The organism is Aquiflexum lacus, assembly GCF_015476655.1.
Lineage (GTDB): Bacteria > Bacteroidota > Bacteroidia > Cytophagales > Cyclobacteriaceae > Aquiflexum > Aquiflexum lacus.
Genome location: NZ_JABFHF010000042.1, coordinates 25747 through 38177, shown reverse-complemented (window position 1 = coordinate 38177; position 12431 = coordinate 25747). Strand labels below are relative to the sequence as shown.

The 12431-nt window shown below is 38.7% G+C and carries 10 protein-coding genes; 5 read left to right on the top strand and 5 right to left on the bottom strand.

The features are described from left to right. Nucleotides 1-284 precede the first annotated feature (284 nt). A complete protein-coding gene (locus tag HMJ38_RS23645; protein WP_194976924.1) occupies nucleotides 285-2558 on the bottom strand; it encodes a helix-turn-helix domain-containing protein in 2274 nt (757 codons plus the stop codon). 130 nt (nucleotides 2559-2688) lie between these two features. On the opposite strand from HMJ38_RS23645, the gene HMJ38_RS23640 reads away from it, so the two are divergent. The 5 genes from HMJ38_RS23640 (at nucleotide 2689) to HMJ38_RS23620 (ending at nucleotide 7041) form a co-directional block, all read left to right on the top strand. Then, nucleotides 2689-3393 carry an SDR family oxidoreductase gene (locus HMJ38_RS23640; protein WP_194976923.1) on the top strand — a complete coding sequence of 235 codons (705 nt, stop codon included), beginning with the start codon at nucleotides 2689-2691 and terminating at the stop codon, nucleotides 3391-3393. A gap of 5 nt (nucleotides 3394-3398) precedes the next feature. Continuing rightward, nucleotides 3399-5384 (top strand): (E)-4-hydroxy-3-methylbut-2-enyl-diphosphate synthase, encoded by a 1986-nt coding sequence (gene ispG, locus HMJ38_RS23635; RefSeq protein WP_194976922.1) that lies wholly within the window; start codon nucleotides 3399-3401, stop codon nucleotides 5382-5384. A 107-nt stretch (nucleotides 5385-5491) separates the two neighbouring features. Then, nucleotides 5492-5686 carry a DUF6728 family protein gene (locus tag HMJ38_RS23630; RefSeq protein ID WP_194976921.1) on the top strand — a complete coding sequence of 65 codons (195 nt, stop codon included), beginning with the start codon at nucleotides 5492-5494 and terminating at the stop codon, nucleotides 5684-5686. A 52-nt stretch (nucleotides 5687-5738) separates the two neighbouring features. After that, nucleotides 5739-6083: an MmcQ/YjbR family DNA-binding protein gene (locus HMJ38_RS23625; protein ID WP_194976920.1), complete on the top strand. Its 345-nt coding sequence runs from the start codon at nucleotides 5739-5741 to the stop codon at nucleotides 6081-6083. Nucleotides 6084-6087: 4 nt separating this feature from the next. Continuing rightward, a complete protein-coding gene (locus HMJ38_RS23620; RefSeq protein WP_194976919.1) occupies nucleotides 6088-7041 on the top strand; it encodes an ABC transporter ATP-binding protein in 954 nt (317 codons plus the stop codon). A gap of 222 nt (nucleotides 7042-7263) precedes the next feature. Here HMJ38_RS23620 and HMJ38_RS23615 read toward each other — a convergent pair whose 3' ends face one another. The 4 genes from HMJ38_RS23615 to HMJ38_RS23600 all read right to left on the bottom strand — a co-directional run bounded on the left by HMJ38_RS23615 (nucleotide 7264) and on the right by HMJ38_RS23600 (nucleotide 12363). Next, nucleotides 7264-7788 carry an FKBP-type peptidyl-prolyl cis-trans isomerase gene (locus HMJ38_RS23615; RefSeq protein ID WP_194976918.1) on the bottom strand — a complete coding sequence of 175 codons (525 nt, stop codon included), beginning with the start codon at nucleotides 7786-7788 and terminating at the stop codon, nucleotides 7264-7266. 29 nt (nucleotides 7789-7817) lie between these two features. Then, on the bottom strand, nucleotides 7818-8135 hold the full coding sequence (locus HMJ38_RS23610; protein WP_194976917.1) for a hypothetical protein: 318 nt from the start codon (nucleotides 8133-8135) through the stop codon (nucleotides 7818-7820). 284 nt (nucleotides 8136-8419) lie between these two features. Then, nucleotides 8420-11194, bottom strand: a complete 2775-nt coding sequence (gene leuS / locus HMJ38_RS23605) for a leucine--tRNA ligase (RefSeq protein WP_194976916.1) — start codon at nucleotides 11192-11194, stop codon at nucleotides 8420-8422. Between the two features lie 233 nt (nucleotides 11195-11427). Continuing rightward, nucleotides 11428-12363, bottom strand: coding sequence for a hypothetical protein (locus HMJ38_RS23600; RefSeq protein ID WP_194976915.1), 936 nt, complete (start codon nucleotides 12361-12363; stop codon nucleotides 11428-11430). Between the last annotated feature and the right edge of the window lie 68 nt (nucleotides 12364-12431).

Here is a 12431-nt window from a genome sequence, read left to right as displayed (position 1 = left end):
GCAGCGCCGATGGTACTGGGGTTACACCCGGGAGAGTAGGCCGCCGCCACATTATTTAAAAGCCTTTGGGGAAATCCAGAGGCTTTTGGCGTTTCTAAGGGTGAGTGAAGAATTTAGATTGTAGACCTACCTTCCGGCAGGCAGGTTTATGATATCAAAAATTTCTAACTGCATCTTAGGAGGTATGGCCTAATGATTTATAGAGTTAAGGATGCACATAAGAGGCCTGTAAAAAATCTTTTTTTGATTGGGTTTTTTCCAGAACATAAATAAAAAATAATAAGTCAAACCTGTTTTTGGCCAATATGTGCCGCTACCATTCTTAAAGTTCCATAATCATATAAATCCGGATATTTTTGACGTAAAGTTCCAAGTTCGCCGTTTTCAGATTCGATCAGGCTGCTTATTTCGGTTATTTCCTCGTTGCTCAAATGATTATGAATGGAAACTTTGCCTGCTGCTATTCCTTTTGCTAAGTGTCCTTTGATCGTGGATTCTGCTAAACCTCTTTCTTGTACGATCTCTATAATTGATTTGCCAGATTGGCTCATCTCAAATGTGATTTCGTAGGTTTCTCCTTTTTCTAATTTTATTTTAGGTACCCCACCTTCTTTTTTCTTTCTACCTGTTTTTGTACTGGAAAACTTTGGATTCTCTTTGGCAGCATTTTTAGCTTCTTGGTACAACAAGATTCTCAATTGCACTAAATTATGACTGAGATCTGTCATTTTGCCTATTTCCTCACCATTTAAGATTGCAGGTATCAGAAAAGTGACTTTTTGAATATCTCCTAATTTTTTGAGCAAAATGATTTCCAGTTCAGATAAGCCCTCTAAATATTTTTTGGTTTTAGAAAACCTTTCTACTTCTGCCGAATGGATCAATAAATTTTTCAAACACTCCTTCAACAAGTCCGCATAATATTTACTTCCTTTTTCCAACCTTTCCATCAATTTGAGATCATTTTTATGGTATAGCAAAGCGACCAATTGCCTTTGAAATTTTGATGTATTTGAGCTTTCCTTGATTAGGCTTGTATAGATCTCAGGAATTGCTTCTTTCATTTCTTGGTCTTCAAATTCTAAATTGCTTTCCGTTTCTTTTCTAAAAATCTCAATGGTTTGGATCAGCTCATTGAAGTTGAAAGTTGATTCTAGCAGCTTTTGAATATATTTAATTTGATGTTGGCTCAACAAATCTTGTAAAGGTGCTTGATGATTAGTGCTTTGTGTAAATTGGGTGACACTGTGGTCAGTGCTAATAGTTTGGGTCTGAATTCTTGTTCTTAATGTCAATCCTTCTAACCCTCTCAGCCTACTTAAAGCAACATAAACCTGTCCCGGAGCAAAAGCTTGACCAACATCAATGATGGCCTGATCAAAAGTTAATCCCTGACTTTTATGAACCGTCACCGACCAAGCCAATTTAACTGGAAAATGCTCAAAAGTTCCAATAACATCTTCTTCTAATTCTTTGGTGTCCTCATTTACAATGTATTTTTTATTCTCCCACACCTCTTTCGTTAAGGTGAATTCAACTTTTGAATCTGACATGACTACCATGATTTTTCCATCTTCAATGGATTTAACGGTGGCCATTTTCCCATTGAAAAAATCCCCATATCCACTCGTATCATTTTTGATAAACATGATCTGAGCACCTTCTTTAATTTCAAGGGTTTTGGGTATGGGGTACAGGTTTTCGGGAAAATCATTTTCAATGTTAGCCTCAAAAAAATGAGATTTGCTTTTCAAGGCAGCCAATTCTTTCTGATTATGCTCTTCGGCCTTGTAGTTATGGGTAGTAATGATGATGGTCTCTTTGAGGTTTTTTATTTCTTCCGAAGTTTTAAAATGAGTGTTGAGGGTGGAGATGTCCTCTTGAGTGACCTTGTTATCTCTCAGGTTATTCAAAATTCGAATAAAAAGCTCATCCTTTTGCCTAAAGATTTTATCCAACTCAAGATATATCATGCCCGATTGCTTCAGTGCTTTAGCTTCAAAAAAATGCATGCTATTATAGAATTTGCTGAGAATTTGCCATTCATGATCCCTGACTATTGGCGGTAATTGAAACAAATCTCCAATCATCAGAACCTGAATGCCACCAAATGGCTCTTCAAAATTGCGCTTGATGCTTTTCATCCTATAGTCAATGGCATCCAATATATCAGCACGCAACATACTGACCTCATCGATGATAAGCAGCTCAATTGACCTTAGAACTTTTTTTCTGGCCATATTTAAGGTATGCCTCCTCCCCAAACTGAATTGTGTAAAGAAGTTTCCACTGTTTGTAAAATTTCCTTCAGGTTCCCTCGTGGGTAGAAAAGACCCCATAGGAAGAAGGAATTGTGAATGGATGGTCACTCCTTTGGCATGAAGCGCAGCAATACCGGTAGGGGCTACGATTACGTAGGTTTTGTGCGTGATCTCTGTAAGATTCCGCAAAAAAGTCGTTTTGCCTGTCCCTGCTTTTCCAGTCAAAAAGATAGGGCTATTGGTACTGTTGACAAAGTGTGCCGCAAGCTCAAGCCTGTCGGTAGTTTGTGTTTCCATAAAGTTAAAATTAATATAAAAATCAAAAGCGCTCCTTGGATTAAACGTTTATGTTCGCAAAGTTTTTAAAATAATGTAACTTTGTTGGCTGTAGATAGTTGTCATACTAATTATTAAAACACGAATTAATATGTCAAAAAGTATATTGGTAACCGGGGGGACAAAAGGTATTGGAAGAGCAATTATTGAAAGATTTGCTTTGGAGGGCTTTGATGTTTTTACCTGTGCCAGGAATCATACTGATTTGAAGGATTTGGAAAAAGATTTCGAATTCAAATATCCGGATCAAAAAATTTTCACCAGAAAAGTAGACATGTCTGTAAAGGAAGGAATTGAAGCTTTTGCAGATGAAGTCAAAAAAAATACGATCCCGGATGTGATTGTGAATAATGCAGGGGTTTTCTTTCCTGGTTCTATTCATTCTGAACCTGAAGGCAATTTTGAATTGATGATGAAGACTAACATGTTTTCTGCATATTACCTGACGAGGGCATTTACTTCAGCGTTGATAGAGAAAAAATCAGGATATATTTTCTCCATTGGATCCATAGCTGGACTAACTGCCTATGCCAATGGTGGCAGTTATGCCATATCAAAATGGGCCATGTTGGGATTTACAAAGTGTCTCAGACAAGAACTGAAAGATTACAATATCAAAGTAACGTCAATATTACCTGGAGCAACATTTACTGCAAGTTGGGAGGGAGTGGATCTTCCTGTGGAGAGATTTATGAAATCGGAAGATGTTGCAGAAGCAGTTTGGGGTGCATATAACCTTTCACCCTTTTCTGTTGTTGAAGAAATAGTTATTAGGCCTCAATTAGGAGATTTATAATCAGTATGGAAACCAAAGGATTATTGGAAAAAATAAGGTACTGTAACAGCCTTACACGTTATTCAAGAAGAAAGACCATCCCTGTCAAAGTGGGTGATGTGATCATTGGTGGAGACAATCCTATTGTGGTCCAATCTATGACCACGGTAGATACAATGGATACCAAAGGTTCTGTGGAGCAGTGTATCCGAATGATTGAAAGCGGTTGCGAACTGATCCGGATCACTGCACCTAGCATGAAGGAGGCAGAAAACCTCCAAAAGATTAAGAACGAATTGAGGAAATTGGGATATAATACCCCATTGGTGGCAGATATACATTTTACACCAAATGCTGCTGAAATTGCAGCCAAAATTGTCGAAAAAGTAAGAATCAATCCCGGAAACTACGCAGACAAAAAGAAATTCGAGATCATAGAATATACTGACGAGAGTTATCAGGAAGAGCTCGAAAGAATCAGAGAGCGTTTTCTTCCCTTGGTCAAAATCTGTAAAGAACATGGGACTGCGATGCGGATTGGTACCAATCATGGTTCCCTTTCGGATAGAATCATGAGCCGATATGGAGACACTCCGCTTGGGATGGTAGAATCTGCATTGGAATTTCTTCGTATTTGCGAAGATGAAAATTACCATGATATCGTCATTTCCATGAAGTCTTCCAACACACAGGTAATGGTTCAGGCCTATCGACTACTTGTTCAAAAATTGGATGAGGGTGGGTTCAAGCCTTATCCACTTCATTTAGGGGTGACAGAAGCAGGTGATGGTGAGGATGGTAGAATCAAGTCTGCTGTTGGTATTGGAACACTATTGGAAGATGGACTTGGGGACACAGTTAGGGTATCCTTGACAGAAGATCCTGAATTTGAATCACCTGTTGCCCAAAGCTTGGTTGATAGGTATTCGGAAAGAGACGTCCATCAGAGTATCGAGGATATACATCACTATCCAATTACTCCATTTGAATATAATAAAAGAGATACAATAGAAGTCTTCAATTTTGGAGGCGGAAACGTTCCTCGGGTGATTGCAGATATTTCTGTCATAGACAATATATCTCCTAAAGAAATGAAGCATGTTGGTCATTTCTATTTACCGGAGCTTGATAAATGGAAAATGAATGATCAAGGAGCAGATTATGTCTTTTCCGGTTCCAATCCGATTCCATTCATGCTTCCAAACGGGATGAAGGAAATTCAAAATTATTCAGTTTGGAAGAATGAAACTGATCAAGTCAATAAGTTTCCGGCCTTTACATTGGATGAATTCAAATCGGTCGATGCTTTCCATTATGGTTTGAATTTTCTGATGCTTTCCGATTTGGAAGTAGAAGAGTCTCTGGAATGGTTAGAAAACAGAAAAGATATTGTTATCATTCTCAGTAGTGAAAACAGTCATCAAATGGCGGCTCTTAGGCGTGCATTTATTACCCTTTTGATAAACCATAGTCTGATTCCCGTTGTTGTAAGGATAAATTACCCTATTCAGGAGCAGGATAAAACCATGCTGTATGCGGCGACTGATGTAGGGGGTTTATTGGTTGATGGATTAGGAGAAGGTATCATGTTAGGGCTTGAAAGCTACAGTGGTCGGGAGAGGAATTCAACCTTTGAGCAGATCAAATTGCACAATTCTGTTGCCTTTGGTGTGCTTCAAGCAGCTAGGACAAGAATGTCAAAAACTGAATATATTTCCTGCCCTTCATGTGGGAGAACCCTTTTTGACTTACAGGAAACGACTGCCATGATAAGGAAAAGGACAGATCACCTGAAAGGTGTGAAAATAGGAATTATGGGCTGTATTGTCAATGGTCCCGGAGAAATGGCTGATGCGGACTTTGGATATGTGGGATCAGGCAAAGGAAAGATCACCTTATACAGAGGTAAAGAAGTTGTAAAAAAATCAGTTCCTTCCGATCGTGCGGTAGATGAGTTGATTGAAATTATTAGAAAAGATGGTATGTGGATAGAACCTGAAGCTGTTGATTAAGATTTGTTTCAAGAGGAACTCTTATTAAGCAATTACGGAATCAAAAATAAAAAGACTTATACCTCATTGCCTTCAAAATAAAATATAAATTATCAATTGCAGAAAAAATGTCAGAGAATAAGATAAAAGAGTTTTTTAAGCTTGGTGAAGTTGGGAATTACTTTTTCAGGGTTTTTGGTAAACCTGATCCCAGCAGACCATCCAATATTAATATAAGAATGATGCATGGTATCAATAAGATATCCATTTTGATATTTTTGGGTGCGATCATCTTTTGGATAGTCAAGCGGGTAATCGCTTGATTTTAAGATGTGTTTTGAGGTTTGTATATTGCATCATTATTGAAATTACATAATGAACATTACATTTTTCAGAGAATATTGTCTTTCAAAGCCGGGAACATCAGAGGATACCCCTTTTGATGAAAATACGCTTTGTTTTAAAGTGGGAGATAAAATTTTCGCTATCATTGATATAGAACTTTTTGAAAGTGTCAATTTAAAATGTGATCCGGAAAGGGCTGTTGAGCTAAGAGAGGAATTTGCAGGAATTGTTCCCGGATACCATATGAATAAGAAACATTGGAACACGGTGTCTTTTGACGGTTCGGTACCGGATAAAATTGTATTGGAATTGGTTGACCATTCTTATGATTTGATTTTTAAGAGTTTACCTAAGAATAAGAGGGAATCATTTTAACTGTATGAGCTATCTTAAAATTGATTCCATCAAAAAAAGCTATCAAAACGGAAAAGTGGTGTTGAATAATTTCTCAATGGATATTTCCAAAGGTAAAATTATCTCATTGGTAGGTGAGAGTGGTTCCGGGAAAAGTACTTTGTTGAGAATTGTAGCGGGTACGGAAAATAGAGACTCGGGTGAGATCTTTCTGGAAGCTGAACGCATCCAAAATCCAAAGGAAAAGTTGATTCCCGGCTATGATGAAATCCAATTGGTATATCAGGATTATAAGCTTTTTCCCAATTCCACTGTCGAGGAAAATCTTGACAGGCCCCTATTTTTGTATGAGAAAACCTATAGAAAAAAACGGGTAGCCACTTTACTCGAATTACTTGGCCTGACAGACTTCAAAGATAAATTACCCAAACAGCTTTCCGGTGGACAACAACAAAAAGTGGCTATCGGAAAGGCACTGAGTAATGAACCCCAAGTTTTGCTATTGGATGAACCATTCTCAAGTTTGGATCAGATTCAGCGAAGAGAACTCATCGGTGAACTGAAAATCATGTTTCAGAAATTGGGCGTCACAGTTGTCTTTGTCACACACGACCTTGATGATGCCCTACAGATGACCGATGATTTGGTGATCTTACAGAAGGGTAAAATCATTCAGCAGGGACATCCTGAAGAGATTTTTACTAAGCCTAAAAACATGTACGCCGCCAAGCTTTTCAGCCATCTGAATCCCGTTCCAGGCAAATCAAAAACCTATATCCGTCCTTCAGAAATCCAATTATTCAAATCAAGCGGTGTTTCTGCCAAAATCACAGAAAAAAAATATCTTGTGCATTACAACCAATTGACTGTAAAACTTTCTGACGGTACATTGTGGCAAGTTGAAGATAAAAAAAGAGCCTTTGATATCGGTGAAAAATTGTTTTTGAAGTGGGAGGAAGAAAAAGAAATCAATTTTTAAGTAACATTTTCTTATTCTTATTGAATTCTGGTAGGTCCTCAATTACTTTGGTTGTCATTTCATCCAAACATAGTTCAATGACCTCTTTTGAATTCAAAGGCATTTCATCAAGCGTTTTGGATTCGTGTGTGCACCTGATAGGTTTGGAACTATCCCTCTATATAAAATTTGACTCTTTGTCTTTTTCTATTTGTGCTGCAATTTGGTATGATTTCATGGCAATCAATGCTGATGTCCATGCTCTCCATGAACATGTCCATGACTGAGTTCTTCCTCAGTAGCTTCTCTGACCTCAAAGACTTCCCCATCAAAATGCAGATCGAATCCCACCAAAGGATGGTTGAAATCCAATAAAATTTCTTCGCCCAAATCCTTCACCACTTTTGCCTGCATGGGATATCCATTTTCATCTACCAATGGAAGGAAATTCCCTTCTTCCAACATGCCCGGCTCAAATCCGTTTTCAGCATCAAATTGGTTTTTTGGCAAAGCCATAATCAGTTCATCATCAGCTTCACCATAAGCCTCCTCAGCTAGAATGATGAAGTTGAAGTTTTCACCTTGTTGCTTTCCTTCTAAAAGGACTTCAAACTTTTCGGGTAAACCACTGTTTCCAAACAGAAAATAGAATGGATCTTCTTGATCCCTAACCTCTACACTGAACGGAACGGATTCAATCTCTTCTTCCTCTTTACTGATTTTAAGTTCGTATGTAAGGCCTACTACGGCATTTTTTGTGATTTTCATATGGTGTTGTTAAAGATGTAAAGGTAGGATTATTTTATTGCACCATTGACCATTACGGCCAAAATACTAAGCATCGCAAGTATAAAACAGAGAAATACCCAAACCTTATTCCCTTTAATCGTGGAATAAAACGTGCTCAAAAAAATGATCCCGAATAAAATTCCAAATATGAGCAAAACTCTCATGTAGAGATCCTCAGAGGAATGGAAATAAGGGGCTTGAGGATTTCCTAATTGTAGGTTCATTTCCTCTTGAAAAAATTTTATCCCCAACCATTCTCTCCAATAGGAATATGCAAATATCCCCGAGGATAGCAACGCTGCAAAAGAGATAAAGAATTTGTTCATAGATTGTGTTGATTTATGCCATTACTATTCATTCCAAAACTTTTATTCATGAGACTATCTCATAAGTGATATTTCCAAAATTTTATCCAAATAATTTTTGGGATTAGATTTGACTAAACTTTGCGTCTTTGTTCCTTCGTAGCTTTTTTGAACAATTTTGGTCCCAAAGAAACTAAGTCACAAAGGGGCTAATTGTAAAACCGATACTTTATTTGGCAATTAAATTTGAAAGACGATTTATGATACAGCCTCATGAATTACTCAGAGTCATGACAAGAATAAAACTAGATGACAATATTCACAATTTTCCCCGGTACAACGATCACCTTTTTAGGAGGATTTCCTTCAGTCCATTTCAGAACAGTAGCATCTTCCAAAGCAGCTTTTTCCACCTCTTCTCTGCTCAATGAAAGTGGCAGCGTCAACTTTGCTCTCATTTTACCATTGATAGAAACAGGGTATTCGTGATTGTTTTCTATTAGAAACTCCTCCTTAAACTCAGGGAAGGTTGCGTTTATAATTGAATTAGAATGGCCAAGTAGTGACCATAGTTCTTCTGCAATATGTGGGGCATATGAGGAAACGAGGATAGTTAAAGGTTCCAAGATCTCACGCTTGTTACATTTTAGGGAGGTCAGTTCGTTGACGCAGATCATAAATGAAGCCACGGAGGTATTGAAGGAATAACTATCCATATCCTCCTTGGTCTTTTTGATGGTTTTATGAAGTGTTTTCAGTTCTTCTTTGTTTGGCTTTTCTTCCGAAACTTGAAATTGACCATTGCTGTCATGATATAGCTTCCAAAGTTTTTTGAGGAATTTGAATACACCGTCAATACCGTTGGTGTTCCATGGTTTGAACTGCTCCAAAGGTCCCAAAAACATTTCATACAATCTTAAGGTGTCCGCGCCATATCGCTCAATGATATCATCCGGATTGACCACATTGTATTTTGACTTGGACATTTTTTCTACTTCAGCACCACAGATGTATTTACCATCTTCCAAGAGGAATTCGGCATCTGCCAAATCTGGTCTCCAAGATTTGAATTTTTCTAAATTCAGTTGGTCATTATGCACAATATTGACATCCACATGCATGGCAGATGTATCATAATTGTCTTTAAGACCATAGCTTACAAACTGATTGGACCCTTTTACCCTGTAAACAAAGTTTGATCTCCCCTGAATCATTCCTTGATTGATCATTTTCTGGAATGGTTCTTCAATGCTTACAGCACCGATATCAAAAAGGAATTTAGTCCAAAACCTGGAATATAAAAGGTGACCCGTAGCATGTTCGGCTCCCCCGATATAGAGGTTTACGGCTCCCCAATATTTTTCCTTTTCTGGATCTACAAACTTTTCTGTGTTCTTGGGGTCCATGTACCTGAAAAAATACCAGCTCGATCCGGCCCATCCCGGCATGGTACTTTTCTCCAAAGGAAACTCTCCTTCTGCTGTCTTGTAAGTCCAATCTTTTGCCCTTCCCAAAGGAGGCTCACCATCTTCTGTGGGCAAATATTTATCTACCTCAGGCAGGACCAATGGCAGATCCTTTTCATCCATCAAGTACGGTAACCCATCTTTAAAAAAGACAGGAAGTGGCTCACCCCAATATCTTTGTCTTGTAAATATGGCATCCCGCATCCTGTACTGGATTTTACCTTTTCCAATTTTCTTTTCTTCCAAAAATGCAATGGCCTTGTTCATGGCGTCTTTCATTTCGAGGTCTGTAATAAAGCCCGAATTGATGATAGTTTCGCCTTTTCCCGGAAAGGAACCATTCTCCATACTTCCTTCAATCACTTGCCTCACTTCCAGACCAAAATGTCTGGCAAAATTGTAGTCTCTTTCATCGTGGGCTGGAACGGCCATCACAGCCCCTGTTCCATATCCTGCCAAAACATAATCAGCAATCCAAATCTGGATTTCCTCCCCATTGAATGGGTTGATGGCATAAGATCCTGTAAATGCACCTGAGATGGTCTTTACATCAGACATCCTGTCCCTTTCGGAACGGTTTTTAGCTACTTCCACGTATGCTTCAGCGGTTTCTCTTTGGTCATCAGTGATCAGTTCTTGGACATATTCATGTTCTGGTGCCAAAGCCAAATAGGTCACACCATAAATGGTGTCGATTCTTGTCGTGAAGACTTTGATCTGTTTGTCTTTTCCTTTGATCTGGAAAACCATTTCTGCGCCGATGGATTTCCCAATCCAGTTGCGCTGCATTTCTTTGATAGGTTCAGACCAGTCAACTTTCTCCAGACCCTGAAGCAATCTTTCCGCATAGGCAGTAATCCGCATGCTCCATTGCATCATTTTTTTTCTTTCCACAGGATGTCCGCCCCTTTCCGAGAAGCCGTCTTTGACCTCGTCGTTGGAAAGAACAGTACCCAACGCAGCGCACCAGTTAACAGTCGTTTCTGCCAAAAAAGTAAGCCTGTACTGCAATAAAATTTCTTGTTGTTTTTTCTCCGAAAATGAATTCCAATCATCAGATGAGAACACCGGCGTGTCCTCATCACAAACAGCCTGAATGTTAGTATTTCCTTCTTTCTCAAAAATAGCTCCCAAGGATGCTATGCTTTTTGCTTTATTATCAGTCTTGTCATAATAGCTATTGAATAGCTGCATGAAAATCCACTGGGTCCATTTGTAATAATCAGGATTGGAGGTTCTTACTTCTTTGCTCCAGTCAAAAGCAAACCCAATGTTTTTGAGTTGCTCAGTGTAGCGATTGATGTTTTGTTCGGTGGTAATGGCAGGGTGTTGACCGGTCTGAATGGCATATTGCTCAGCAGGCAATCCAAAAGAATCATAGCCCATGGGATGCAGGACATTGTATCCTTCCAATCTTTTGAACCTGGTGATGATGTCAGAGGCAATATATCCTAATGGATGGCCTACGTGCAACCCCGCACCGGAAGGATATGGAAACATATCCAAGGAATAAAACTTAGGTTTGGTTTGGTCTACTTCGGCATTGAAAATCTGGTTTTTCTCCCAGTAAGATTGCCATTTTTTTTCTATTTCCTGAAAATTGTAATCTGCCATTATTGAATAATTGCGTTGCTTTTTATGAATTGCTTGCAAAAATAGAAAAATTAGCGGGAATTGGCTGACAATCCAACATTTGCTTTTGTAAAAGGACGGAAGACGGAAGATGGAAGACCGAAGATTCGCTTTCTATAACATTGAACCTTTAACAGTGCTAGTTAAACCTAATGTCTGCTGGATTGAGGAAAAAAAATCTAGCATCTCACGTCTCAAATCTAACATCTCAAAAATTACCAGAATCTGAAACTTTTCTCATAGATCCTGTTTCTGAAAATCCAGTTATCCCAAATGTCAGGTGACAGATAGATCTCCAAACCAATATTGAATGACAGAAAGCCATCATATCTCTCTGTCAATCCTGATCCTCTTCTGATCCTCCCGCCATTGTTAAGGATTCTGTCTACGTCAGGTTCTCCGTTTTCTTTGATAAAGTTAGGATTTCTCACAGCCAATCTTAACCGGTCAGGTCGTGGGCCATCACCGTTGACCCCATAGTCATTGACCAAATCAAGGTAAAATTCTTTGATGTTAAAAGCGCTGATATCATCCATATAATCGGTCAATGTCCATCTGTAATTCATCTCTACAGTGAGATCAGTGTAGACATTAAGTTTATATTTCATTCCTATTCCTGTCGGGAAGACAATGATATGTTTTTCGTATGGGTTATTTTCTAATTGCAGCGGCCTTAAGTCAACCCAATTTCCGTTAAGTTCAGCTTTTGGGGTATTGCTCGATACACCTACTCCGGCAAAGCCATAGAGGTTAAAAAAACTTCTGGTAATATTATAGACTTTTACCGGTTTGATATGGAACTCTGCAATAGCTGCTGCTTCCCAGTTTCTCGCCCTAAAGTGTAAGTTTCTGGGTTGCCTCAAACTTCTGGGATCTGCAGGAGGATCTTGTCCGGATATTTGGTAGTAAGTAAAATCACCCCGTAACCTTATGTAAGTGCCCATTGTTCTTCGGATTGCAATATTGGCATTCCAATCAGGCTGAATCCCCTCGTTGTATTTCCATAGGGAGTATAGTTCACCAAAATACTGCGTAGGTCCTACCGATGCTGAGACGGACCAAGGAGCGTCAAATCTATACCTATAAAAGCTCTGTGAATAGCTTTCAAAAGACAGGAAAATGACAAAAAATATGAAAACAATCTTTTTCATATAAAGTAAAATTAAAGCATTCTGGGCAATTAGATGCGAGATATTCGGAAAATCGACCTAAAGAAATG